At 66.7% G+C, this 26993-nt stretch carries 16 protein-coding genes and 3 pseudogenes; 10 read left to right on the top strand and 9 right to left on the bottom strand.

Going from position 1 to position 26993, the window contains the following annotated elements:
* Positions 1–227: 227 nt before the first annotated feature.
* Positions 228–1802: a ricin-type beta-trefoil lectin domain protein gene (locus OG519_RS29145; RefSeq protein WP_405590012.1), complete on the bottom strand. Its 1575-nt coding sequence runs from the start codon at positions 1800–1802 to the stop codon at positions 228–230.
* Between the two features lie 506 nt (positions 1803–2308).
* On the opposite strand from OG519_RS29145, the gene OG519_RS29150 reads away from it, so the two are divergent.
* Positions 2309–3427: an IS630 family transposase gene (locus OG519_RS29150; RefSeq protein WP_405590014.1), complete on the top strand. Its 1119-nt coding sequence runs from the start codon at positions 2309–2311 to the stop codon at positions 3425–3427.
* 38 nt (positions 3428–3465) lie between these two features.
* Here OG519_RS29150 and OG519_RS29155 read toward each other — a convergent pair whose 3' ends face one another.
* Together OG519_RS29155 and OG519_RS29160 are read right to left on the bottom strand one after the other, a co-directional pair.
* A complete protein-coding gene (locus OG519_RS29155) occupies positions 3466–3963 on the bottom strand; it encodes a hypothetical protein (RefSeq protein WP_405590017.1) in 498 nt (165 codons plus the stop codon).
* Between the two features lie 179 nt (positions 3964–4142).
* Positions 4143–4460 carry a helix-turn-helix domain-containing protein gene (locus tag OG519_RS29160; RefSeq protein WP_405593103.1) on the bottom strand — a complete coding sequence of 106 codons (318 nt, stop codon included), beginning with the start codon at positions 4458–4460 and terminating at the stop codon, positions 4143–4145.
* A 945-nt stretch (positions 4461–5405) separates the two neighbouring features.
* Between OG519_RS29160 and OG519_RS29165 the strand changes: the two genes are divergently transcribed.
* From OG519_RS29165 to OG519_RS29180, 4 genes are all read left to right on the top strand, one after another.
* A complete protein-coding gene (locus tag OG519_RS29165; RefSeq protein WP_405590020.1) occupies positions 5406–6062 on the top strand; it encodes a hypothetical protein in 657 nt (218 codons plus the stop codon).
* Positions 6063–6087: 25 nt separating this feature from the next.
* Positions 6088–7068: a TRM11 family SAM-dependent methyltransferase gene (locus OG519_RS29170; protein WP_405590023.1), complete on the top strand. Its 981-nt coding sequence runs from the start codon at positions 6088–6090 to the stop codon at positions 7066–7068.
* Positions 7069–7191: 123 nt separating this feature from the next.
* Positions 7192–7458 (top strand): hypothetical protein, encoded by a 267-nt coding sequence (locus tag OG519_RS29175; protein WP_405590026.1) that lies wholly within the window; start codon positions 7192–7194, stop codon positions 7456–7458.
* Positions 7459–8372: 914 nt separating this feature from the next.
* Complete coding sequence (locus tag OG519_RS29180) at positions 8373–9512, top strand: recombinase family protein (protein WP_405590028.1); 1140 nt, start codon at positions 8373–8375, stop codon at positions 9510–9512.
* 128 nt (positions 9513–9640) lie between these two features.
* Here OG519_RS29180 and OG519_RS29185 read toward each other — a convergent pair whose 3' ends face one another.
* The 3 genes and pseudogenes from OG519_RS29185 to OG519_RS29195 all read right to left on the bottom strand — a co-directional run bounded on the left by OG519_RS29185 (position 9641) and on the right by OG519_RS29195 (position 12181).
* Entirely contained in the window at positions 9641–10198 is a 558-nt protein-coding gene (locus tag OG519_RS29185; protein WP_405590030.1) for a DUF305 domain-containing protein, read from the bottom strand.
* Between the two features lie 11 nt (positions 10199–10209).
* Positions 10210–10638, bottom strand: a complete 429-nt coding sequence (locus OG519_RS29190; protein ID WP_405593105.1) for a DUF1996 domain-containing protein — start codon at positions 10636–10638, stop codon at positions 10210–10212.
* Between the two features lie 37 nt (positions 10639–10675).
* A pseudogene (locus OG519_RS29195) lies at positions 10676–12181 on the bottom strand (ISL3 family transposase).
* 354 nt (positions 12182–12535) lie between these two features.
* Here OG519_RS29195 and OG519_RS29200 point away from each other — a divergent pair.
* Complete coding sequence (locus tag OG519_RS29200; RefSeq protein WP_405590033.1) at positions 12536–13438, top strand: hypothetical protein; 903 nt, start codon at positions 12536–12538, stop codon at positions 13436–13438.
* Positions 13439–13478: 40 nt separating this feature from the next.
* On the opposite strand, the gene OG519_RS29205 is transcribed toward OG519_RS29200, so the two are convergent.
* The 3 genes and pseudogenes from OG519_RS29205 to OG519_RS29215 all read right to left on the bottom strand — a co-directional run bounded on the left by OG519_RS29205 (position 13479) and on the right by OG519_RS29215 (position 17382).
* The gene (locus OG519_RS29205; protein ID WP_405593215.1) at positions 13479–13892 is read right to left on the bottom strand and encodes a hypothetical protein; all 414 of its coding nucleotides are present in this window, start codon (positions 13890–13892) and stop codon (positions 13479–13481) included.
* Positions 13893–14845: 953 nt separating this feature from the next.
* Positions 14846–15556: pseudogene (locus OG519_RS29210) on the bottom strand (protein kinase domain-containing protein); the annotation flags it as partial.
* 450 nt (positions 15557–16006) lie between these two features.
* Positions 16007–17382: pseudogene (locus OG519_RS29215) on the bottom strand (IS1380 family transposase).
* A 344-nt stretch (positions 17383–17726) separates the two neighbouring features.
* On the opposite strand from OG519_RS29215, the gene OG519_RS29220 reads away from it, so the two are divergent.
* The 4 genes from OG519_RS29220 (at position 17727) to OG519_RS29235 (ending at position 26953) form a co-directional block, all read left to right on the top strand.
* Complete coding sequence (locus OG519_RS29220; protein ID WP_405590036.1) at positions 17727–18404, top strand: DUF6308 family protein; 678 nt, start codon at positions 17727–17729, stop codon at positions 18402–18404.
* Between the two features lie 188 nt (positions 18405–18592).
* Complete coding sequence (locus OG519_RS29225; RefSeq protein WP_405590039.1) at positions 18593–19645, top strand: hypothetical protein; 1053 nt, start codon at positions 18593–18595, stop codon at positions 19643–19645.
* A 35-nt stretch (positions 19646–19680) separates the two neighbouring features.
* Complete coding sequence (locus tag OG519_RS29230) at positions 19681–26259, top strand: polymorphic toxin-type HINT domain-containing protein (RefSeq protein ID WP_405590042.1); 6579 nt, start codon at positions 19681–19683, stop codon at positions 26257–26259.
* A gap of 112 nt (positions 26260–26371) precedes the next feature.
* On the top strand, positions 26372–26953 hold the full coding sequence (locus tag OG519_RS29235) for a hypothetical protein (RefSeq protein ID WP_405590044.1): 582 nt from the start codon (positions 26372–26374) through the stop codon (positions 26951–26953).
* Positions 26954–26993: the final 40 nt, after the last annotated feature.

Consider the following 26993-nt stretch of genomic DNA (forward strand, 5'->3'; position numbering starts at 1 on the left):
TAGCGGACCGCGAGGCCACGCCAGTCCTTGATCTTGTTGATGGTGCGTTCGACGCTGTTGCGGAGCTTGTACCCTCTCGTTCGGCGTCGACGACGCGAACCGATTCTTTGGCGGCAGCCCGCGGGGGCGTACCGCCCGCGCGCACACCCGGGTGGCCGCGGGGGAGCGGTCGTGCCGGGACCCGTCAGGGTCCCGGCAACGACCGCCTGCTACCTGCTATCTACTGCCTACTGCCTGCTCCACTTCTGGTTGCTGCCGCCGGTGCAGTTCCAGAGTTCGACCAGGGCGCCGTTGGCGGTGGAGGCGCCGGTGACGTCCAGGCACAGGCCGGACTGGACGTTGGTCACGGTGCCATCGCTGTTGACGTTCCAGTGCTGGTTGGCGCCGCCGTTGCAGTCCCAGATGTCGACCTTGGTCCCTGCCGACGTCCCGCTGCCGGCGGCGTCGAGGCACTTGTTGCCGTAGACGCGCAGCTCCTTGGCGGAGGTGAGGTTCCACTGCTGGTTGGCGCCGCCGTTGCAGTCCCAGATCGCGGTCTGCACACCGTTGGTGGAAGAGGCGTTGGGCACATCGAGGCAGCGGTTGGAGCCGGCGCCGCGCAGCACGCTGCCGCCGCCCGTGCCGGTCCCGCCGCCAGGGTTGGTGCCGGTGCCCCAGCCCCACTGGAGCCGGTCGAGACCGGACTGGTTGGTCACGCTCACCGAGAGGTTGGTGCCGCTGCCGCTGAGGGTGGTGATGGCGCAGGAGGCGTTCTCGCACGGCCCGGGGCCCTGCGTCTGGGTCGCGTTCTTGACACCGGTCCACAGGACCGAGCCCATGCCCAGGTTGCGGACGGTGTCGGTGATGCCGTAGAGGTAGGAAAGGTCGTTGTTGCCGTCCTTGGGGCCGTTGTAGTTGGCGCCGGTGTTCATGGGGACGCCGAACTCGGTGAGCACCGCCCGGTCGGCGTGACCGCACAGCTGGTTGGTGAAGTCGTTGACCCAAGCGGCCTCGGTGGTGTGCGAGTCACCGAACATCCCGTAGATGTGGATGGACAGCAGCGTGCCGGACAGCCGGGAGTCGCTGCCGGTGGAGCACAGACTCGCGTCCCATATACCGGGAACGATCACGTGGCCGCGGGGGAGGTTCGGGTAGCGCGCCAGCCACGACGCCTCGAAGTTGTTCAGGTCGGTCGCGCTGTACGAGTACGGCTCGTTCATGATGTCGAAGTAGAAGTTGCTCTTCGCACCGTACTTGTTGATCATCGTGTCCCACATCTGGTTGAAGGACGCGGTATCGCTGACCTTCCCGCCCTGCAACCAGGGGGCGACGATGACGTTCATGCCCAGATCGGTGGCGGCGTCGAGCGCCGCGGTGTAGCTGCCCCACCAACTTCCCGAGGTGGTCGCCGCGTTGAAGCCCATGCGGACGGTGTTGGCCCCGAGGCCCTGGAAGCCTTTGAGGATGGCGGTGGACTTCGCGTAGACGGTCGCGTAGCTGTCCGACTGCGACAGCCCCACCGGGAGGTTGGGCCCGGTGATGAAGTTGTCGTTGGGGTCGGCCCAGTTCACTCCGTGGAACTGGCTGGTGGACGCGGGGGCGGCGGCGACCGGTGCGGGTGACGCGGCCCGCGCGGTGCCGGCGGCCGCCAGCCCCGAGGCGGCCAGGGCGGCGGCGGCCAGGGCGGCGACCAGATACCGGGCGGTGGGCAGGCGGCCGAAACGCGCGGCTCGCCTGCGGTCGCGGCCGGCGTGGGCGTTCGCCCGACCGCCGTTGCCCGCGCCTTCCGGCGGGTGCAGCAGACTCGTTGCCGTGCTGAACAAAGGGATCTCCCTGGGCTAGTTGAGGAAGGTCAACCGACCAGCAGAAAGTGAGCGCTAACAATGCTGGACGGAGGCGCCGGCCGACAGCATGCAAAGCCCGGTCCGGCGGCGGGAGCAGAGTGCTCCCCTCCGCTCGCGGTGTCAACAAGGCCACCCCGTGAGGCTCCGCGAGCATCGCGTCGCGGGATGCCGGATCCCCGAACCTCCCACGGTCGGTCCCTGCACACCTCTTGAGGTTCCGCTGAAGGTTGTGTCAGTCTCATGTGAACGGTCGCCCGAAGATGTCCCGGCGATGCGTCATGCACTCTCCATCCCACCACCTTGGAGTGTGAGCGCTAACTTAACCGTGGCGGTCGCGTTCCCGCGGGCCGGGACTGCCTACCCCTGCGACGCTAGTGCGTTGGCCACGAACGTTCGCCGGGTCGGTGTGACACTCCGGTCGGTGTTCGCGGTGCGGAGGCGTCATCCTCGTTGGCAACGTGATGGCTGTAGGGGATGGGGCGAAGATGGCAGATCCGGTCAGGGCACGGCGATTAAGTGATCAGGAAGGGCAGCGGCTGCAGCAGATCGTTCGGCGGGGCCGTCACGAGTCGGTGCGGATGCGCCGGGCGCTGATCATCATGGCCTCGGCGTCGGGCACCACCGTGGCGGCGATCGCCCAGCTGGTCACCGCGCACGAGGACACCGTCCGCGACGTTATCCACGCGTTCAACGACAGGGGGCTGGCCGCGCTGGACCCTCGGTGGGCGGGAGGCCGTCCCCGCCTGATCAGTGATGAGGACCGCGAGTTCATCATCCAGGCGGCCACCACCCGCCCCACCGCGCTGGGGCGCCCGTTCACGCAGTGGAGCCTGCGCAAGCTCACCGACTACCTGGCCCGCAATCCCGGCCGCCGGGTGCGGATCGGCCGCGAACGGCTGCGTCAGATCCTGCGCGAGCACGGGATCTCCTTCCAGCGCACCCGCACCTGGAAGGAATCCACCGACCCCGACAAGGACACCAAACTCGACCGCATCGAGCATGTGACCAGCCGTTTCCCCGACCGGTGCTTCGCGTTCGACCAGTTCGGCCCGCTGTCCATCCGGCCGTGCCCCGGGACCGGCTGGGCCCGGGAGAAGAGGCCGGACCGGCTGCCGGCCACCTACCACCGCACCCACGGGATCCGGTACTTCCACGGCTGCTACTCCCTGGGGGACGACCAGTTGTGGGGCGTGGCCCGCCGCCGCAAGGGCGGCGACCACAGCCTGGCGGCACTGAAGTCCATCCGGGCCGCCCGACCCGACGGCGCCCCCGTCTACGTGATCATGGACAACCTCTCGGCGAACAAGACCCCGGCCGTCCGGGCCTGGGCGAAGAAGAACAAGGTCGAGCTGTGCCTGACCCCGACCAGCGCATCATGGGCAAACCCGATCGAGGCCCGGTTCGGGCCCCTGCGCAACTTCGTGATGGGCGGCTCGAACCATCCCAACCACACCGTGCTCGCCCGCAGACTCCAGGACTACCTGCGCTGGCGCAACGCCAACGCCCGCCACCCCGACGTCCTGGCCGCCCAACGCCGCGAACGCGCCAAGATCCGCAGCGAACGCCAACAACGCTGGGGCCGCCCACACCCCAAAGCCGCCTGACCAACCCCCGGCAACGTTCGTGGCCAACGCACCAGCCGTCATAGAGCGAGAAGCTCTCGCCACCACATCGGGTGCTCCGAAGTGATCAGGCGCGTCGAAGGGCTGTGCGTCAGGATGAATTGGCAGAAGTCCCGCCAGTCTTCGTAGGACTCCGACTCTGGAATACGGCGAGTGGACATGAGCCCGCCTTCCAAAACGTCCGCCAGGAGTTCCGCGAGGATCAAAACGCGCTCACGCTCCGGATCGCTCTCTGGCACTGCCTTGGACTCGTAGAAGTACGCACGCATGCCGGGGTACTCCAGCATCTTGAAGTAGACGTCCCGGAGGTTGGCGAGTGGCACATCCAGTGCGCTGTTCCCCGCCAGGTTGTTACCAGTGCGCACCTGATCAAGGACCGCCCTGGTCTGCTTCGCCACGTACAACAACGAGACGATCAGGCCGATTAAGCCGCCGATAGCGGTCACCAAGGTCACCACGGTTGTCACGACTACCCCCACGTGAGCCGACTGTGGAATCTGCGACGCAACCATCACCATGACGGTTCCTGCTGCCCGTCAGCGCCTGACCGGTCATCCGTCATCCCGCACGCATAAGGGGGTGAGCCGGCCATGGCCCGCACCTTCTCCCGTGAAGACGAGGAACGTCTCCGTCAGCTCCACGCTGACGGCGTCAGCAGGAATGACATCGCGTCAGACGTAGTGGTCGGTCGGCACGATCACCAACCACGCGAACCGGCTGGGACCGTCCTTCGACCGCTCGACCGCTCGACCGCTCGACCGCTCGACCGCTCGACCGCTCGACCGCTCGACCGCTCGACCGCTCGACCGCTCGACCGCCCGCCAGGCCACCGAGGCCCGTCAGGTCGATCTGACGGCACAGCGCCAGCTCGCTCACGGTCTTCATCGCTGATCAGGCGGGGACGGCCTCCCGCCCACCGAGGGTCCAGCGCGGCCAGCCCCCTGTCGTTGAACGCGTGGATAACGTCGCGGACGGTGTCCTCGTGCGCGGTGACCAGCTGGGCGATCGCCGCCACGGTGGTGCCCGACGCCGAGGCCATGATGATCAGCGCCCGGCGCATCCGCACCGACTCGTGACGGCCCCGCCGAACGATCTGCTGCAGCCGCTGCCCTTCCTGATCACTTAATCGCCGTGCCCTGACCGGATCTGCCATCTTCGCCCCATCCCCTACAGCCATCACGTTGCCAACGAGGATGACGCCTGCGCACCGCGAACACCGACAGGAGTGTCACACCGACCCAGCGAACGTTCGTGGCCAACGCACTAGCCGGACATGCGTACTTGATCTACTGGCCGACTCATCGGGGAGACCCGCTCCGACAACCGGATCGCGCGGAAGCAATGACCCCATGGGAGACGGGCTCGCATGAACAAACCCAGACGCTCGGTCGTTCGCCTCTGCGAGACTGATGCCATGCCGCAGAACGCACTTCAAGAACTGGCCAAGCCCCTCCAAACCACCTGATCGTGAAGGGTTCTCCCCGCGCGAGCGGGGGTGGTCCGGTGGGCGCGATGCTGTTGTTGACAGTGACGTTGTTCTCCCCGCGCAAGCGGGGGTGGTCCGACCTCGGGAAACAGATCCTGGAGCAGCTCGGCGTTCTCCCCGCGCGGGCGGGGGTGGTCCGCTGATGTCGGTGCGGCGGGTGCCGAGGCGGGGGTTCTCCCGCGCGAGCGGGGGTGGTCCGATGACGCCCGTTACCGGCACGGTGCCGGCACCGTTCTCTCGCGCGAGCGGGGGTGGTTCGCGGGTGGTTCGCTGATGGCCCGTGACTGGTTCGTACGTAGGTCCACCTGCGCAGACGTCATAGGTGATGAGGGTGACCGGGGAGCTGTTGGAGGGGGAGCGGGTGGTCCGGGAGGCTGAATGCGCGTGAGGGGGTGACAAAGATCGGCCGGTGAGTCTCTATTACTCGCGTCAGCACGAGCACGGCGAGCCTTCTTTTCCGGTGCCGCTCAGCCCATGTCGAGTTCTACCGCTCCCCGTCCCCGTACCGCCCAGCATCCGCTGCCGATGACCGTCTGGTGTCCCGGCTCGGATGAGCCCAACGTCGCTCCGATCCCCGGGGCGGTGCTGCCTGCCTGGGCCATCGACAGGGTCCGGACCGAGTTCGTCGGACGCCCGCCCCACCGGCCCCTGCCGCTGCTCAAGATCGCGATCCGGGACGCGGCACCCGGGATGGACGCCCGGATCCCCTCCATGTCCTTCACGTCAGCCGATGGTGAGGGCGAAGCGAAGGGGCTGTCTATCCTCCTCGCCGAACTCCACCCCGACGCACTCCCCACTCGCACCGGCGAGCTGCCGGCCGCGGGAAGCGGGATGCCCTGCGCTGTGGAGGACGGCTGGTCGGGTTTCTTCCACCGTGTCCACCGGCTCCTCCCCGATAGCGGGCTTCTTCTCCTGGCCACGCGTCAGCGCCGGGAGTCCGGACGCTTGACCGACCCGCTCGGCGCGCTGATCGCGGCCGCCCGCACGGCCGGCTTCCGCTATCTGCAGCACATCGTGGTCGTCTACGGCCGCCCCGCCGGAGACGGCCTGGTACCCGCTCTTCCCGCAGACGGTTCGCGCGGCGTGGGGCACTGTGACCTCATCGCCCTGTCCACGATCCGTCACGCGTAAGGCCCAGGTCGAAGGAGGTATCGCTGTGTCCTCTCCTCTTTCGGTGTGGAACACCGCACCTACGTCTGCTCCCGTCCAGCGCAGGGGCCGGTACGTGCCCGGCTCGGCGGCCCACCCTGCCAAGATGCTCCCGCGGATCGCCGCCCACGCCATCTCCACCTACACCCGCCCCGGCGACCTGGTCCTCGACCCGATGTGCGGCATCGGCACCACCCTCGTCGAGGCCGTCCATCTCGGCCGCCACGCCATCGGCGTCGAGTACGAACCCCGGTGGGCGAGCCTCGCCCGCCGCAACGCGGCCTCCGCCACCCGCGAAACGGACGCTGGCACCGGCACCGTGCACCGCGGTGACGCCCGTCACCTCGGCCGGCTCATCCCCGCCGCGCTGCACGGTGAGGTGGCCCTCGTGGTCACCTCACCGCCGTACGGCAACTCCGCGCACGGACAGGTCCGCTCCACCCGCGACACCGGCGAGCGCGGCGTGGCCAAGAAGGACTACCGCTACAGCCACGACCCCTCCAACCTCGCCCACGTCTCCACCGACCGGCTCCTGGAGGCCTTCACCGAGATTCTTGCCCAGTGCCGACGTGTCCTGCGCCCCGGCGGCACCGTGGTCGTGACCACGCGTCCCTGGCGCGAGCGCGGCGAACTCGTCGACCTGCCCTCGGCCGTCCTGGCCGCCGGACAGGCCGCCGGCCTCACTCCGGCCGAGCGGTGCGTCGCCCTCCTCGCGGGCATCCGCGACGGCGGACTGATCGCGCGCCCGTCGTTCTTCCAGATGAAGAACGTCCGCGACGCCCGCCGGCAGGGCATCCCGCTCGCGGTGGTCCAGCACGAGGACGTCCTGGTCTTCACCCGGCCGGGCCAGAACGCCGCGGGTACCGCAACGGCGCACCGCTGCCCTGAAGCATCCGCGCGCACGGCCAGAACCGTCCGCGCACATGAACCCGTGGCGTCGATCCGGCACCGAGGTTGCGCCCGGAGGAGTCACCGTGGAGGCCACTGATCTCCCGATCGACAGGCGGTTCTCGGCGGCATACGGCTTGGCTCTCGGAGGTCACCGCGGCTGGCACGCGCACACCGATCCGCATACAGCGCATGCGGGTGTCGCCCGGCCGGAAGACGGACCGTGAGTACCTCACCGGATCCCAGGGCCAAGGAACAAGATCGCGGTCTTGACGGCACGGCCGAGGTGGAGCGTCCATGGTCGTCGGTCGCCCGCATCCCCGACGAACTGCCCTGCATAGACGACGGCTTGCGGGTGGTCGTGGAGTACGTCGTCGTCGAGGGCGAGGACGCCCACGCTCTGGCTCGGCGCCAAGCGGTCGCGGTCCGCATGGTGTTGGAGTGGCTGTACGCCCACCGCGGCGGCGCGGCTCGAGACAGCCGGGCGTGAGCTCCTGCCCTGACCTGTCGGAAGGGACAGCACATGTCGGAGTTCTCGTCCGGCGCCCCGCCCTGGGGCACCCCGCTACCCGGTCGGCCGTGGTCCGCGCCGGGCATCCCGGACGCGGCAGCTGTCCCGGTGAGTGTGCCGGTGGCCTGGCTGGGGCGTACGTCCACCGAGGACGCCCAGGACCCGACGCTGTCCCTGCCGCGTCAGCTCCGCAATGCCCGGGCGGCGTTGCCGCCCGGGTGGGTGATCGTGGCCCGCTTCTACGACGTGGAGTCCGGCCGGAAGGAACTGGACCAGCGGGGCCATTCCCTCGCCCACCGGCAGTTCAGCATCCCCATCCCGCGTGACGGCAGCATCTCCGATCTCCTCGAAGAGGCCCAGCGCCCCGACCGCCGCTTCGCCGCGGTGATCTGCGAGTCGATCGAACGCGTCGCCCGCCGGACCTACTTCGGCACCAAGATCGAGTACGAACTGGAGCAGGCCGGGGTCGCGCTGTGCGCTGCCGACGAGCCCATCGTCACCGGCCCCAGGGCCAAGCGCGCCACACCGACCCTCACCCGGCGCGTCAAGCAGGCGGTCTCGGAGTGGTACGTACTGCAGATGCTGGAGCTGTCCTGGGACGGCTTCGTCGAGCACATCTCCCAGGGCTGGAACGTGGGCAAGCCGCCCTACGGCTATCTGGCCGAGAAGGTGCCCCACCCCGTCCCGGCCCGCCGCGCCGAGGGCCGTACCAAGCACCGGCTCATCCCCGACCCGCCACGGGCCCCGGCGGTCACCTGCATCTTCCAGCTCCGCGGGCTGGACAAGCTCGGCTACGACGCCATCGCCGGCCGGCTGAACCGGGACCTCACCACCTACCGCCGCCTGAGCCGACCCGCCCCGACGCGGCCCTCGGGCGCTGGACCGGATCCGCCGTGCGGGAGATTCTCCGCAATCCCAAATACACGGGCTATCAGGTCTGGAACCGCCGCGCGACGAAGAAGGGGGGACGCAACAACGATGCGAAGGAGTGGATCTGGTCCCAGCGCCCCACCCACGAGCCTCTGGTCACCAAGGAACTGTTCGATGTCGCCTCCAGCGTGGGCAGCAAGCGCCAGGGATCCCGCACCGCTTGTGGAGCCAACACGCATGCTGCCACCAGGCGCTCCTATGTCCTGCGGTCCTACGTGCGCTGTGACATCTGCGGGCGCCGCATGTTCGGCAAGACCCGCCACCGGATTCCGTATTTCGCCTGCCAGCCCGATGCGAACGAACACCGTGATCTGCCCTGGTTCCCTGAGCACCCGAAGAGTCTGTGGATCCGCGAGGAAATCCTGATCACCTGTATTTCCCGGTTCTTCGCCACCAGAATCTTCGGGCCCGACCGGCGCGGCCACCTCACCACCGCACTCCAAACCGCCCACACCACACAGGACACCGGCGACCGCACCGCCACGGAACAGGCAGCCCTGGAACAGGCCATCAGCGCCATCGGCCGGCGTCAGGCACGACTCATCCGCACCCTCGCCGACGGCTTCGGCGCCGACGACGACCCGGGAGATCTTGACCCGGACCAGGAAAAGCAGTTCCGCGACGCGATCCGCCGGGAGCACGCCACGCTCGGCGCCCAGCGCACACAACTCGCCGAACAACTCGCCCGCCTGAAAACACCGAAACCGGCCGCTCGCCACTCCGACAACGCGGCACTGCTGGAGGCACTCCCGCTCCTCGACGTGGACCTCGCCCTGGTCCCGGAAGAAATCCAACGACGGCTCTACACCGCATTCGGACTAGAAGTCCGCTACAGCCGGCCACGCGAAGAAGTGACCCTGAGGGTGACCATCCCCGGACATCAGCTTGACGAACTGACGTCCGTCACCCGTGAGCTAGCGCCGTGGAACAAAAAATCGGACGCACTCACCGAGGTGAGCGCGCCCGATCATGACACCCAGCATGGACGAACACGGCAAAACCGACATGCCCGTTCCCATGTTGTGGGTGCCCCAGGCAGGATTCGAACCTGCGCACACGGCTCCGGAGTTTCCGGAATTTCCGCAGGTCAGAGCGTTTTCTGACGCTTCCTAAGGCGTTTTGCGCCACAAATATACCTCTCGCTCCGAGCTCGAATCTGAGGCGCTGTCAGGTTGCCCGGTGTCGGTCGGTCACCCGGATTCGTACCCTTCCCGGTGTGCGCAGTCCCTCATCAGGGCGTCACCGTGGTCTCGGCGCCGGACGTCGCAGGCTGGGCCGCTCGCAGCTTGTCCAGCCGGGAGGTCTGTTCGGCTGCGCTCTTCGCGATGGCTGCGGCCAGTGCCTTCGCCGTGTCGGCCCGGCGTTGGGTTTGCTCGCTGGCGCAGAGCATCCGGGACTGCGTGAAATGGGCCCTCAGCGCGTCGGTGAGAATCCGGTCGAACGCTTGGCCGTTTGTGGGGGACGCCTTTTCGAGGGTGTCGAGGCTGACCATGCCCGGCATGTTGTGCCCCTCGTGGGGGCGGGTATCGGGGATGCCTGAAAGCTGCAGCGCGGCGCGGAGGCGGCGCAGGTCTCCGCGCAGTGTCGATCCGGTCTTCGCCGCAAGCGTGGCCAGCGTCGGGTCTGTTGTGCGGGAAGGAGCCAGCTCGGTCAGGAACTGCGCACGCTCATCCATGGGGATCATCAGCTGAATCCAAGCGGTGTCGGTGGCGTTGAAAGCCGCTGCCGACGACCTGCCGGCTGTCGGCTGCGCGGTGCAGCCGACAGCCAGCAGCGCCAGAGCGCACACCGACCGCAGGGTCAGAAGGTGCCGGCGGAGTTGCACTTGGCCTTCTGGGTGATGCAGTCCTTCACGCGGTGCCCGAGGGCAGCGTTGTCCCAGGCGTTGAAGAAGTCACCGTGGATGGACGATGCCATGCCCGTGGCCAACCGGAGGTTGCCGGCACTACCACTGGTCGGGTAGTCGATGACGAACGAGAGGTTCGGGATGGCGACCGGGTAGGCGCCGCTGCACTTGCCGTCATAGGTGAACGCGACATGGGACTTGTGGTCGGGACTGTCGAGGTTCTTGCCGTCCCAGCAGTCGGGGAAGACGAGCTGGTGGGTGAGGTGGGCCGTGGGGGCGCAGAGCGGCCAGTTGCCGTCGGCGCTGCGGCCGATCTCGCCGCCCGCACCGGCACACCAGAACTGGCCGGGCGATCCCGCCGGGGTGGGGTCTGTCCAGCGAATGGGTCTGTTCCGTAGTCGGTGGTGACGGTGGGTGTGGTCAGCCCAGGAGGTTGCGGTGGCGGAGGAGGGGGAAGCTTGCGCGGCCGTACATCTGGCGCTTGATCAGCTTGGTTTTGTTGTTGACTCCTTCGGTGCCGCCGTTGTGGTACGGCAGGGTGAAGGCGGCGTCAACTGCGGCACGGTCCTTCTCGAGGCCGCGGGTGAAGGCGTGCAGGTGTGGCAGGTCCTCGGCCTGGGCTGAGGCGATCCACGTGCTCAGCAGGGCGGCATTTCCGTCAGCGGGTTCCAGTAGCGCGGCGAAGCGGTGGATGAGGTCGGCCAGAGCGGTCATCTCGTGGCAGGCGGCGTGGGCGGCCTCGATTCGTTCCCGCTGGTGATCCTTGAGACGGTCGGGGCGGGTGAGCAGGTAGCGGGCCAGGCGCCGGGGCGAGAGCGCGGGCCGGTCGGCCTCGACACGGCCCTGGTTGATGTAGCGGACGAGCAGGTTCGAGCTGCCGGTGTAGCCCGGATCCCTGATCTCCTGGAGGAGATGGGTGACGGGGACGGCCGGGTCCTCCAGCCGGCGTTGGCGCAGGTGATCGCGGTAGGGATCCACGAGGGTGGGCCGGTACTTGGGGGCGCGGATGAGCCGCTCGGGTTCGGCAACGCGGTCGTAGCGCTTGACGGTGTTGAGAGCCAGGTTCAGGCGGCGTGCGCACTCCAGAAGTCCGACTCCACGCTCGCGCAGGGCGCGGACCTGCTGCCAACGCTCTCGGGTGGTGGCGGCCTGGCGGCCATCGGCCGGGGGTGGGCCTGTTTTCGCCCAGCAAGTGCTGTGTGCGGCGACCTCTTTGCGGACGGCCTCGGCGAGGTTGTGCCACAGGTGCCAGCGGTCGCTGATTTGGACCGCGTCGGGCAGGGCTCGGCGGATCGCCTCGGCGTAGGTGGCCGATCCGTCCCGGCACACGGCCTCGATGCCAGGATGCTCGCGCAGCCAGGCTTCCAAAGTGGCGGCCTCGCGGCCGGGCAGTACCTCGATCCGCTGGCCGGTCTCGGCGTTGATGATGATCGTGGCGTAGCTGTGTCGGCGCCGCAGAGCGAAGTCGTCGACCCCGATCACCCGCGGGATCCGGACCGTAGGCACGGGCACCTGCCGCAGCAACCGCAGGGCGGAGGCGTACGACACGGGCATGGCCAGCGACCGGGTGAGACGGGCGGACGCCCGGCCGCATAACTCCTTGACCAGCTCAGAGAGCTGGCTGGTCAGACGTGTGGTGCGGCGCTGATGGCGCTCCAGGAGCCCGGGTACTTGCTCTCGGAAAGTCTGCCGACTGCAGCTGCGGACCGGGCAGACCAGCCGTCGTATCCTCACCCGGACCACGACCTGCCGACCGTCGAGAGGAACGTCCCGCACCGTCCGGCCGTGATACCCGTGGACCCTCTGCGTCACCACCCCGCACACCGGACAGGGAACAGGAACATCCCGGGTCCGAGCCTAAACCCGGACTATCTCGCCACCGTCCGCCACTTCCTCGATGACCAACGCCGACAACCCCGAAAACACCGTTCCTACAAGCGTGTTCGCATCATGCACACTCGATGATCACCGGCGAGCACCCACCGTCACCACCGACTACGGAACAGAGCCGACTACGGAACAGACCCGGTCACCGTACAGACCCTGCAGTTATTGATCGCCCGGACACCTTCCCAGTCTTCCTCCCCTGTGGACCGCCCCTCTCGCGCAGCCGTGATCTTCGCCTCATCCGCTGGAACACCAATCCGACATCTTCCAAGCCTTGCCCAGGCTCGCCTGCTGCCGTTTCCCCTGCGGCAGATCAACTCAATGTGTTAGTTGTTGTCATCAGCGAAGCCTCACCGAGAGGGACCAGGACCGACGACTTGTCTGGAGGCGTCGTTGACGACCGAAGCGCTCAAAGCGGCGGAGAACCGGCCGTCGGCGCCGTCCTCGCGGAGCTTCGTTTGCTGCTTCGCATTGCTCTGCGCAATCGCGGCGCTGACCGGATGCCACGATCGCACCGACGACGCCGCTCCGCGTACGTCTGCCCAGCCCTCGGCGTCCACCACAGTTCCGGTGGCGTCAAAGGAGATCCGCAGGATCGACTTCGCGAACCTCCTCTGGTACGACGCGATGACGGCCTCGACCGTGCAGTTGGTCAACGGCTTCGCCCAGGTCACCAACAGCGACCTCGGAAAGCTCACTTGGCAGGTGTCGGGGCCGCCGAGCTATTCCGACGTCGACGGAGACGGTCACGAGGACGCTGCGGTCAGCTTGAAGGCGAATCGAGCCCAATTGGTAGCCAATGCCTGGTATATCTGGCTGTGGCGAGGGGGTCGAGCTCAGCAACTGCGGCTGCCCATCGCGCAGACCTCGCGCTGCAACCGCCCTATTGAGTCGGTGAAGGCCGTCCCGCGGGGCTTCAAGGTCCAGATGTTCATGTCCGTCGAGGAGGACGACTGTGCCGGTGGCGGCTCCGTGCCGATCACGTACGTGGCAGGTGTCCAGCATGGCTGGCCCGTGCGTATCGAACCCCGCTACGGCCCGATAGAGACATGTGATCCTCGGGCCCTGACGGTTGCGTTGCATCCATCACGCAAGATCTTGTTGTTCACTGCGGCGGACGCACGGTCCCCTGTTGTCGAACCGGCCAGGCGATATGAGAAATTCCTGGTGACTGAGTACGACAACAATCCCGAGCTGTTCCCGGAGCAGGAGTGGATTCTCGGCATCGCGGTGAGCGGCGCCCGCCGGGTGTGCGGGTGGGTGAGCGTGGACCAGATCCGGGCGTCGACACCATGAACGGGTGACGGATAGCGGTTCGCGCCTGTGGCGGGCCGAGTCATGAAGGTCGGTACCTCGACCAGAGTTCGACAAGGTCGGTTTCCCGACTGCTCGTGACAGCCACGCCGATCAGGCGACTCTCGGCATCCGTCCACACCACCGCCCGTTGCGTGGGGCTCCACGCGAAGACGTGCAGGCCCGAGGGGGGTGCCTTCTCGCGGCCCTCTGGCTGGGCGGGCGGTGCTGCATCAAAGTAAGTCCGGGCCACCTTCTCATAACCGTCGCCCACCGAGTAGTCAGCGAAAATCACCGTGAGATTGCCGTCATTGGTGCAGGAGAAGCTGTGGGTGGGCAAGCCGGCTTTGGGTTGATGAGCCGGGAAGCTGCCGGTGAGGCTCGTACTTTCCGAAGAGGCCGACCGGCATTGACTCCAGCCCGGATAGCCGTCCCACGCTTCGACGAAATGTTGCATGCTCGTTTGGTCGGCCAGTTCGCTGGGGACGCTTGGGAGCCCCGCGACACCGTTCTCGTCGGGACTCGAGACGGGGCTCCGTGGTGAGCCATCCGTATCGTTCGCGAATGGGTCGACCACGACCAATACGGCGGTGATGGCAGTAAGGATCGCCGCCGACAGGAGTACCGCTCGGCGCCACCTTGTCCGCGGGTGCGTGACGGTGCCGTCCGGCCCCCCGTCGCGATATCGGCACCGCTGGCGGGTAGGACGCCGCCGGTCGGCTGCCGAGGGAGGAGAGCCAGCCGAATGCGCTGGTCCATCGCCCTGCCGTCCGCCCAGTCGATGAGACGTGGCTGTCGCGTGGTCCGGCGTAGCACCGCGGCGACGATCGAGGCCGCAGTGGCTGACCGGGAAGTTATCCACGCGCCGATCTGGCTGTCGACGTCCGGACTCGCCGGCCCAGCCGCCATGAGGTACAAGATGACGTCGGTTGCCTCGTCGAACAGGTCCCACTGAACGAGGGCCTCGGCGTGCTCGGCGACCGTCAGAAGCCACGTCAAGGTACGGCTCCGGTCGTCGTCGGACAGTCGCCCGGGGGATCCGTTCGCGAACAAGGGACGGATCGCTCGTACCACCTCGCCGACGGCCAGCGCATCCGCCGACACCGCGGTATGGATCTGGTCTTCGTTGAGGGTGAGAAGGAGGCTCTGGAAGAAGGAGTGGTCGAGGTCGGATTGGGCCGCCATCCGGAACAGCGCGGTGAGCGTCGACTCGTCACGCGCTCCGTCGGAGGCTAGAAGCCGCCTGCCTCGGGTGGTCAAATCGGTGGGTGTGTCGAACTCCGCCGCAATCAGGGAGAGGAGTTCATCCACTGTCCCGACACGCCGCGCGGGATCGTGCAGCGTGGCCGCCCGTATGATGGTGCGCCAGGACCCGGATGGAGGCAGCAGGGGAATGTTCGGCTGGGGCCAGGCCCCTGTCAGCGCCCAGCCGATGATCTGTCCGATGCTGTAGACGTCGGCTGACGGCCCCGCCTCATGTGCGTCGACCGCCAGCTCCGGCGCCGCGAATCCCTCGGTCCCGAACCGGACCCCTATTTGTGTGCGGCGCGGGTGCGTGGTCTCTCCACGAGGACGCCCCCCGAGGCCCCAGTCCGCTACCACCCACTCTTCGCCGAGCCACAGGACGTTGTCAGGCTTTAGGTCCCGGTGAACCCAGCCTTGCCGGTGGGGTTCACGCAATGCCTCGCAGATGGCCGTCACCAATGCGCGAAGCCCTGCCGCCTCCGTGAGCCCGGTGGCCAGTCCCCTGGCCGTGTCATCCGCCAACGGCATCACGAACCAGTCGTGCGACGGGCTCCAGTCCAACACGGGCAGCACATGCGGATTGTCCCCGAACAGGCGGGCCGCCTCCACCTCACGCCGCATCCGGGCCTGAGCGTCAGGAAGATGCGAATTGAGCTTCTTGAGCGCGACTCGAACACCGGTGGGCTTGTGGACAGCGCCGAAGACCGTCGCCTGACCGCCCCGTGCGATCGGCTTGGGATCGAGGGCGAAATCCCTGCGTAATCCGCGGGCCCTGCGTCGGACCGATTCGAGCTCGTCGGTCAGAACGGACCTGGCCACCTCGTCCGTCCCCTGCCGTCCTTGGAGCAGTGCCGTGCCGGTCGCGGGCGCTCCCACGAGCGAGATGTCACGGGTGGTCCATACCGACTGCCGATCTGCCTCATGCCCCAGCTCTCTTTGCGCCTGGGCGGGAACGCGTCCGGGGCGAGAATAGCGTGAGAAGGCGGACTCTACTGTCGATGACAGGGAAGAGGCCGCAGAGGTGCAAAATTGCGTCCAGCTCCTGTGACCCGGTGTACTCCCTGGGCACCTGCGGCAGGCTCTGGTCGCGGGGCGCGACCTCGACCGAGTTCCAGAGGAAATATTAGAATATTCTATTGAATGATGGCTGGAACTATTGCCGCTAGCCTCGATCTTTCGTGATGGTCCGCTGACGGAGTCGGCGGACCATCACGCGTTCGGTGGCTGCTGACGGGCAGGCCGGAGGCCCGACTGACGCGTCGGGTGGGCGCCGGGTTCCACTGCTCCGGTCGGGGTGGTGCCGCTCGCAGGGCCGGGAACGGGTGGTCAGCCGGGGTTCGGGAGAGTTTCGAGCCGCGCCAGGGCGTCGGTGATCACGTTCGTCCAGGGCCAGTGGGTTGCGAATCTCAGGTGCCGGCGGCGGGCGGTCGTGACGATCTGGGCGGCGGCGGAGAAGAGGCGGAGCCGGAGTCGGCGGGGCTCCCACCTGCGGATTTCGCCGGTCAGGGCGAGCATGGGCATCCAGGCCAGCAGGTCGAGGGCGAGCTGGACGATCTCCAGCCAGATCCGGTTCTGCGCGGTGCCGTGCAGGGGAAGGTTGCGCAGGCCGGTGGCGCGAGCGGCCCGGATGCGGTCCTCCGCGCGGGCCCGCTGGCGGTGCCGCAGTTCGAGTGCGGCGATCGGAACGTCCGCGGTGTTGGTGGCTACGCAGGTGAGCCGCAGGCCGTCGGCGTCGGTAATCCGCAACTGGGCGCCGGGATACGGGCGTTCCTTGCGAACGATCAGCCGCATCCCTTGGGGCCAGCCCTTGAGGACGTCGCCGGCGAGTTCGGCGACCCAGGCTCCGTCGCGGACCTGGCCGCTCGGTTCGACGGCCGTCGTCCACGCGGAGGCGGGAACGGTGAGGACCGCTTGGTGGATGGCGTCGGTGATGGTCATCCCGACCGAGTACGACAGCCACCGGCCGCGCTTCGCGAGCCATGCGACAAACTCGTGGGTACCGCCCGCGGAGTCGGTACGGATCAGGGTCCGGCGTCCGCGCCGGTACTTCCTGGGCAGTTGGGCCAGCGCGATGCGGGCGGCTTCGATGTGGTCGGCGGCCGTGTTGGAGCCTGCGCTGCCCGGCCGTATCACCCCGGCCACCGGCTCCCCGCTTCCACCGCCTCCGTGATCGACGAACCCCATCAGGGGATGATGGCCGAAGGTCTTCTTCCAGGTCGCGGTGGCGTCCTGCTTTTCGGAATGGGCCACAACGAGCACCCCGTCCAGGTCCACGATCACGTGCCCTGCCGCATCCGGGGCCGCGTCCTTGGCCATGTTCCACACGCGCTCACGCGTTTCGGCCCGGGCGGCCCGTATCGCGGACAGGGCCTTCGTCCCGGCTGCGGCGAGGGTGCCGATGAGGCGGGATACGGTCGGGTCGGAGGCCACCGGTCCGAACACGGCCGGCTCGGCCCGCAGCATTGCGACATCCGCCAGGCAGTCCCCGCCCAACGCGACCGCCAGGGCCAGATTCAGCAGGATCTGCCCGGATCGTGCACCGCCCTCGGGCTTCGCCAGGGCGCGAGCGCCGCCGATATCGCTTGGCCCAGCGCGCTCTTGCGGACTGTCTCGATCAGGAGCACGGCCCCGGCCTGGGACACCACCGCCCGGCCGCCGCCCTCAACGCGGACGCGGGGATAGGACCCGATACGCTTCTTCATCTGGGAAGTGCCTCCGGCTGGAGCAGGGGCAAGGACCTCGACAATCCTCATTCTTGCTGGTCAGAGGCATTTTTCGCTTATCCGACCACCCGTCGGACAGCCCGCTTCATGAAAGCCCGAGGCTAGGTACATGCCCCCAACGAGGACTAGCGTGAAGCGGTGGAGCAGGTCGAGGGGTATCAGCAGGGGCACTATTCATGGCTCCGCATGGTTCCGGCGTCTCGGTGCTGCAGTCGATAGCTACAACCACAGGCGAGCTGGTGCTGATATGAACACCCCGCCCCGCTGTCGCGTCAGCAGTAGCATGCTCCTGATCAGCGCGGCGGAAGTCATTCGGGGGAGTCGTGATCGCGCTCAGGGTTCCTAAGATCTATTGGAATGACGGCGAAGCCGTACGCCTTTTGGTGGAGTACTTCACGCGGCGGCGTGCCAAGGGTGATCTGTACTATTCCGGGGCGTACTTCGAGCGGCTCGGTGGCGGCGGCGACAGTGAAGCGGACGCGAACCGTTTCACCTGTGAGGACCTGGTCGCGATCACGATGCTCAGCGTCGAAGTGCCCGGGCACGGTGCAGTCGACCTCCTGACGGACCCGGACGGCCACTGGGCGCGGCTGTTGTCCGCCCTCCCGCGTGACGCTCGGCTGGAGGATCCCGACAACGCTCCGCTCGTTGCGGAAGACGGACCGGCATGGCAATTGTGGGAGCGTCTTTGTGATGTCAAGAAGTACCCCAACAAGCCGGACGGGGTCGGGGCGGTCGTCGCGGGCAAGCTACTTGCCCGCAAGCGGCCCGGCTTGATTCCGGTGTACGACAGCCGGGTCAAGTCCCTCCTGGAACGCCCGAAGGCGGACAACACCTTCTGGGCCGCGCTGTGTCAGGCGCTGCAGGCAGACGAGATGGCGCTGTACCGGCAGTTGCTCCGGCTGCGCGAGAAGTCTGGGATCGGCGACGACATCGCGGTGGTGCGAGTCTTCGACGTCATCGCCTGGATGTACGAGGGTGAGCGTCAATCTGCGGCTTAGCCATTGAGGCGCCACCAGCCTCTCCAGCAGGTGAGTGCTCCTGGAGCAGGGCGAAGCGGGGCATTGCCCAGTACACGGCACTGGGCAATGCCCGTGTCAGCAGTCAGATCGGGCAGGGCAGCGCGCCTCGTCCCAGTCGATTCGAGGCGGAACTTATGGCTACAGAGGCTCAACTCCGAGGCTACCTCTTGGAGGAAGCGCTGGCATGGCTACTGAGGCGCAGCGGCTACGAGCTGCTGACCTCGGTCGCTGACGACCCAGTAGAACTGTCTCAACAGGGGAAGCACACTTTGTTCGTCCAGGGGCGCGGGGCCCGTCATCAGGTTGATGTTCTTGGTCAGTTCGCCTTCACTCCTGCGTTCTCGCTGCCTATACGCCTCTTCCTGGAAGCGAAGTTTCGCGACACGCCATGTAGATTGCGCGACGTGCGCCAAGCCCACGGGCTGATTCGCGACGTCAACGAGAACTTCGCCACCGGAGCAAGTGGCCGCCCCCGACGTCGCTACCAATACTCCTATGCCCTGTTTTCGACCAGCGGGTTTACAAAGGCTACGCAGGAGTACGCACTTGCACATCAGATCTCTCTGGTGGACCTGTCCGGGGCATCCTTCCGGTGGCTGCTTGACCCGGTGCGCGAAAGTGCCGGACTACTGTTCGAATCAGGTCTAGGTTCCCAGTCGAGGAACAGGGTCACATGGATGCGCTCCGTGTTGCGCACTCTGCTCGAAACGGGAGGAGACTCTGCAGGGATGCCCTTCTCCGAGGAGCGGCCAGGAGCGCTCCACGCTGCCCACGGTGTCGCTGGCCAATTCGTCCGCGCCGCTCTGCCGTCAGTGGTCGAGTTCGCAACCAAGCTGCAGCACCATCAGGAGGCCGAGATGCTGATCGGCTTCCCTGCTGCACCTTTCATTCTGCCCCTCACGACGCTGGACGGCTCAAGCTTCGTGGCGTACGCGGAGGAGCATCCAGCGCACCGTGTAATGGTACGCCGTAGCTGGGATGAAAGCGCCGAGTGGACACTTGTCCCTGCAGACGATGCCCCGCGAGGTTACCTATTGACCTTCACCCTCCCTGAGTACATTGAGGCGTGGATTGGCGAGGCGTCGGATGGTAAAGAGCGCGGTCGAATATCCCAGGTCAAGGGCGAACTGTTGAGTCGGATCACGGTCTACCGGATGGTCGAGGACGAGGTGCGCACATTTCAGTTGCGCTACGAGCCGAGGGATCTGCGGAGGGACTAAACATTTTTCGGCTCTCGCAGACCGGCACCTCTCGCGTGACTGTCCGGCTGCAGGACCACACGACGGCCACCGAAGCCGGCGTGACCGGCCTGGTCTTCACGGCCCAGTCCACTCGCAGCGGAGACGGTGGCACGGCCTCTGTCTCGATGGACTACTCCTCCTTCAAGGACGCCTACGGCGGTGACTGGTCCTCCCGGCTGCGCTTGGTCCAGCTCCCGTCCTGTGCGCTGACCACTCCGGACAAGGCCCAGTGCCGCACGCAGACACCGCTGGCGCACGACAGCAACGATCCCGCGACGGGGCGCGTGACCGCACAGGTCACCCTGCCGGGCACCACCGTGTCATCGGGAACGCCGTCCTCGACGACCGCCAGGGCCAGCGCTCTTACGGCAGCGCGGCACACCGCGGCTCCAACGGGCACGTTGGTGCTGGCGATCGCCGCAGATGTGTCGGGCGGCGCGGGGGACTACTCGGCCACGACCTTGGCCCCCTCGGGCTCCTGGGCGTCAGGGCAGAGCAGCGGCGACTTCACCTACAGCTACCCCATCTCCGTGCCCCCGGCCGCGGGCGGGCTGACGCCGTCGCTGTCGCTGTCGTACGACTCCCAGTCCATCGACGGCCGACTGGCCTCCACGGACAATCAAGCCGGCTGGATCGGTGATGGCTGGAGCCTCGAGCCGGGCGCGGTCACCCGCTCCTACACGTCGTGCTCGGACGATCCGGCCGGCACCGCTCCGAAGACCTCGGATCGCTGCTGGGCGGGGCAGATCCTGCACGTCTCATTCGCGGGCCACTCCAGCGACATCGTGCAGGATGCCTCCACGCCCACCGGGTGGCGCCTGTCCGATGACGACGGGGAGAAGGTCGAGCAGGTCACCACCGGTTCGTCGACCCAGAACGGCACCTACGACGGTGACTACTGGAAGATCACCACGACCGACGGCACGGTCTACTATTTCGGCCGGGACAGCCTCCCCACCTACGGAACCACCAACTCCGCCTGGACCGTGCCGGTCTACGGCGTCAACTCCACGGACCCCTGCTACAACACGACCTTCGCCAAGGCCTCGTGCGCGCAGGCATGGCAGTGGAACCTCGACGAAGTCGTTGACCTGCACGGAAACGCGATCGTCTACCACTACAACAAAGAGACCAACTACTACGGTGCAGACAACGGCACCACCGGCGTCTCCTACACCCGCGGCGGGTACCTCGACCACATCGACTACGGCCTCGGCAACGGCAACACGGTCGCTCCGCAGCGCGTCACCTTCACAACCGGTGAGCGGTGCACCACGGGAACCTGTGACCCGATCGCGTCGAACACGGCGAACTGGCCGGACGTCCCCTACGACCTGAACTGCAACTCCGGAGCTTCGTGCAGCACGCACGCGCCGTCGTTCTGGTCGCTCAAGCGGCTGACGTCGATCAGCACCGGTATCTACGACGCCACGAGCAAGAACTACCCGGCGATCGACACGTACGCCCTGGCGCAGTCCTTCCCGCCGCCGGGCGACAACACCAAGCCCGCACTGTGGCTGGACTCCATCACCCGCACAGGCGACGAGGGCACGGACGTCCCGATGCCGCCCGTGACGTTCGCCGGGGAGAAGCTCACCAACCGGTACAACACCGGCAACGGCTACCCGGACCTCGTGCGCTACCGCATCTCCGGGATCACCACCGAAGCCGGCGAACAGATATCCGTCCACTACACCGGCGCCTCGTGCAACGCCTCGGTGGCCCAGTCGGCCAACACCAAGCCCTGCTTTCCGGTGTACTGGACGCCGCCCGGTGCCTCCTCAATGGTCTTGGACTGGTTCAACAAGTACTTGGTCTCTTCGGTCGCCGAGAACGACGCGACCGGCGGCGCACCGGCCGAGACCACCAGCTACGGCTACCTGGGCAATCCCGGCTGGCACTACGACGACAACGAGATCGTCAAGGCCAAGTACCGCACCTGGGGCCAGTGGCGCGGCTACCCCGAGGTGCAGACCCGCGTCGGCGCGGGATCGGACACCAAGACACTGACGGACACCCGTTACTACCTGGGCATGGACGGCGACACGCTCCCGGGCAACGCGACCCGTACCGCGACCGTCAGCCTGTCCCCTGACGTCACTGTGCCCGGCGCCTCCTCGACGGTCACCGACAACAATCTGCTTGCGGGCAGCGTCCGCGAGAGCGTCACCTACACCGCCGACGGCGGGCCGCCGGCTGCCGCGACCGTGAAGTCGTACTGGATCAGCCCGGCGACCGCCACGCGCAGCCGCAGCGGCCTGCCGGCCCTGACGGCGAACATGGTCCGCCCGGACTCCGCCATCGTCAGCACCGCTGTTACCTCAGGTGCCACGACCACATGGCGCACCACGCAGAGCACCAACGCCTACGACAAGGCCAGCGGGCTGCTGCGCTACACCGACGACAAGGGCGACATCTCGGTGCCCGCCCAGGAGAAGTGCACGTCGACCACGTACGCACCCGCAAATGCCGGCCTCAACCTCGTCGGACTCCCTGCCGAGGTCGAGACCGACCAAGGGGCCTGTGCCACCGGCGACAGCACTACCTCCGACGGCCTGGGCTACCCGTCGGGCCTGTCCCGCCCGAGCGCCGTCATCTCCGACACCCGCACCTTCTACGACACCGCCCCCAGCGCCCTCCCGCCGGCGCCCCTGGCCTGGCCACAGGACACACCCACCAAGGGCGACCCCACAGTCTCTGAACAGGCCACCGACTACTCGGCGGGCGCGTTCACTTACGAGGTCAAGGGCGCGACGGCAGTGGAGAGCGGGTACGGCCGTCCCACGGACACCTGGGACGCTCTGGGCCACAACACGCACACCGACTACACCACCACAGCCGGCCAGACCACCGCCGAGGCGGTCAAGAACGCCAAGAGCCAGACAAGCACCTCCACCATCGACCCCGCACGTGGCCAGATCACCTCAACGGTCGACCCCAACGGCGCCGAGACCGACACCGCGTACGACGCCCTGGGCCGAACGACGAGCGTGTGGCTCCCCGGCCGCGCTAAAGCGACACAGTCCGCCAACACCACGTACAGCTACGTCGTCTCGCCGACCGCGTCTTCGGTGACCACCAAGCAATTGAACGAAGACGGCACTTACACCGTCAGCACAGAGCTTTATGACTCGCTGCTGCGCACGCGTCAGACCCAGACGCAGACCCCCGCCGGCGGTCGGCTGCTGACCGACACCTATTACGACACACGCGGCTGGGTTTGGAAGACCAACGGCCCCTACTGGGACGGTTCCACAACGCCCAGCACCACCCTGGTCAGTGCCACCACAGATCCGCAGGTGACGAACCAGGATGTCGTCACCTTCGACGGCCTGGGCCGGCCGGTTCTGGACGTGTCCAAAGACAAGGCAAGCGTCGTCTCTCAGACCCAGACGGTCTACGGCGGGGACCGCACCACCGTTATCCCGCCGACCGGTGGTACCCCGACCACGACGTTCACCGACGCCCGCGGACGTACGACCGAGGTCGACACGTACACCTCGATGCCCACGGTCACCGGTACCCGGGTCACCGGCGGCAGTCCCGAGGCCACTACGTACGCCTTTGACAAGGGTGGCGACCACGGCCAACTGGATTCCCTGACGGACCCCGGCGGCAACACCCGGGCCTACACCTACAACCTGCTCGGACAGAAGACCGACCAGACCGACCCGGACACCGGTCACACATCGATGACCTACGACGCGGCCGGGAACGTGGCCTCCACCACGGATGTCCGAGGCAAGGCACTGTCGTACGACTACGACGCCCTTGGCCGCAAGACCGGCGAGTTCGACGGGCCGGACGACACAGCCCCTGAGCTGGCGTCCTGGACCTACGACGATCCGGCGGTCGCCAACAGCATCGGCCGCCTGACAGCCTCCAGCCGTTACGTACCGGGCACGGACGCCACAGCCGGGACCTACACGAACGCCATCACCGGTTACAACGTGCTCGGCCAGCCAACCGGTAGCAAGGTCATTCTGCCCAGCACGCTCACGCAATTCGGCCAGACCAGCTTTGCGTACTCCAACACGTACACCCCGAACATCAAGCTCCCTCTCACCACGACCTATCCGGCCGCCGGCACACTGCCGCAGGAGACGGTCACCACCACCTACACGAGTATGGGCCTTCCCCTGGCCGTGGGAGGACTGAGCACCTACACCTCCACCAGCACCTACGACGCCTACAGCCGCGTCAGCCAGACCACCCTGGGCAAACTCACCAACCGCAACCTGCTCACCAACCAATTCGACGAGCACACCGGCGCACTCACCGACGCCACCTCCACCCGTGCCAGCGACGCCACCAACGTCGACGACACCCAGTACAAGCGCGACCCCTACGGCAACATCACCCGCATCACCGATGTCCAGTCCGCTGGGACATCCACCGACACGCAGTGCTACCGGTACGACCTCATGGGCCGAATGGCTGAGGCATGGACCGCCACCGACGCCTGCGCTGGAGCGCCGTCCACCAGCGGCACCGCCACCGTCGGTGGTCCCAACCCCTACTGGACCACTTGGAACTTCGACGGCGACGGCAACCGCAAGACCGAGCTCGACCATGGCACGACCGCTGGCGCAGGCGACACCTCCACCGCTTACCACTACGGAAAGCCCACCGACCAGACCGAGCAGCCGGACACCCTGACCTCAACCCAGGTCACGTCACCCGACGGCACCACGGGCCCCGCGGCCACGTACACCTACGATGCGCTCGGAGACACTACCTCCACACCGACCGCCGACAGCCTGACGTGGGACGACGAAGGCGATCTCGCCACCCTCACCGGGAACGGCAAGACCGCCTCCACGAGCTACATCTACGACGCCGACGGCAACCAACTGCTGCGCACCGACCCGAGCGGGACGACAACCCTGTTCCTGCCGGATCAGGAGATCACTTCCACCGGCGGAAGCGTCACCGGTGTCCGCAGCCTCCCCTTGCCCGGCGGTGCCACCGCAGAACGCTTCACCACCGGCACCGGCTACAGCTTCGTCCTCAGCAACGACCAGGGCACGGGCATCATCAGCCTGGACAACACCGCCCAGACCCCAACATTCCGCGAACTCACCCCCTACGGCGGCGACCGCACCCCCCGCCCCGCCACCTGGCACGACGACAAGGGCATCGTCGGTGGCACCACCGACCAGACCACCGGCCTGACCAACCTCGGCGCACGCGAATACGACCCCACCACCGGCCGCTTCCTATCCGCCGACCCCATCCTCGAAGCTTCCGACCCCAACCAAATCGGCGGCTACACCTACGCCGGCGACAACCCCGTCACCCACTCCGACCCCACCGGCCAGATGCTCGCCCCGGTCGACGGCGGGGCCAGCTACTGCAACGCCGGCTGCCAGCAGGGCGGCGGCTCGACCGTCGCGCACCATTCAGTGCCCACCGCCTCTGCACCGAGCGATGGCAAGGGGGGCGGCGGACATTCGGTGGCGAGCTCCGTGGGCAACTGGCTCAAGTCCGCCGGCAAGTCCTTCGCGGCTCCGGCGGTACAAGCCGGCAGGAACGCGTGGCACTTCGAGCAGACACCCACCTACGTAGCCGACTGTCTGACAGGTAACTGCTCCTCACTCCTCAACTACGCGCAGAACCAGGCCGACGAAGCCTGGGCCACCGCGCAACTCGCGATACAGCTCAGCACCCCCCAGGGCCAATTCGACTACTACAAGGACCAGTACGAGGCTGCGACCCACGGGCACTCAGCAGAGGTCTTCGGGACTGACGCATTCAACATCCTGAGCATCCTCGCAACGTATGAGGCGGGTGTAGAGGAGGGCGGGTGCAGCTTCGCACCCACCACTCCTGTCCTGATGGAAGGCGGCGCCACCAAGCCGATCGGCCAGATCAAGACCGGCGACAAGGTAGAAGCGGCCGACCCCGACACAGGCAAGCACAAGGGGCCCCGAGAAGTCACGGCCACCTGGATCAACTACGACAAGGACCTCGTCGACCTCACGGTTGAAGCGGCCGACGGAACATCGTCCACTCTCCACACAACGTCAAAGCACCCCTTCTGGGACGACACACTCCACACCTGGGTGCCCGCCGGCCGCCTGCAAGCCCACCACTCCCTCAACACGGTAAAGAACGCCCACGTCACCGTCCTCTCCGTCCGCGCCACTCCCGGCGCCGCCAATCGATGGAACCTGACGGTCGCGCAACTGCACACGTACTATGTACTCGCCGGGGCCACGCCGATATTGGTCCACAATGTTTGCAAGATCGTAGCGGAGAACGATTCGGGTCGTTTTGGGGACCTTAATCCAGGGCCAGTGGGTGACGGATTGGAAGCCCATCACATGCCGCAAGACGGCCTTGGATTCCTTGCCAGGAACGAGGGCGGTGCGATCGTGATGAAACAGGCCGATCATGCGCTGACGAGGACCTATAAATCCTTGGGGCGTGCCACAAAGGCGGCTGAGATCGGCTTGCCGTTCCGTACTGTTCTTGCTCGAGATGTTTGGGACTTGCGCCGAATAGGACAGCAACAGTATGGGGATCCTGGTTACTACAACTCTGGAATTCAAGGATTGCTTGCATACTATCGAAAGATAGGAATGCTATAAAAATGCGAGCGGTGCCGCGACGCAGGGGTATTCTTGCATCGCAGCCCCGCTTGGACGGCTCAGGTTGATCGTCCCCAGGGGTCAGACTCCATCGCTCTGCTAGCATAGTGTGATGGGAGATTCCACTGATTTGCTGCGGCGAATAAATGAAGACCGAGAGCTTGCCGAGCTTTTGGCAAATGGGTTTGAGTTTGATGTCCGACGTAAGCCGGGTGATGAGTCCGCGAAGCTTGCCTCTTCGCTACCGCTTGAAGGCATTGCCGGGGACTTTACTGGCGGCATGTTCTACCTGTGTGGAACGGTAGGAATCATGCGGCCGGTGCTGTACGCAAGCTCGGAGGGTGAGGCTGGAGTTATTGCGACCGACCTGAATGAGGCTCTTGCGTTGGTGGTTGGCTTTCCGTACTGGAGAGACTGTCTGAAGTATTCTGCGGGTGGGGACTTGGCCGTCATGCAATCAGCGACGCATTTTCTCTGTCGTGACTTGTTGGCGAATCAGCCCGGGATAGCATCTGAGCAGTCTCGGGTCGCTGAGGCACTCGGCCTGGCCATCGAACCTCCCCTGGTATTGACGACCCGTCTTCATGCGGCTGTTAAGAGCGCGGGTCCAGATTTCTCTTTTGCCGATGACACGGGCGACTATGGCGGTCTATTTGGCCCATTCTCGCCAAGTCGCAATCAATCCTGGCAATAGGTCACCTATCGTGTCGTGAGAGGAAAAAATTCTACCTCTA

The organism is Streptomyces sp. NBC_01190 (genome assembly GCF_045039895.1).
GTDB lineage: Bacteria > Actinomycetota > Actinomycetes > Streptomycetales > Streptomycetaceae > Actinacidiphila.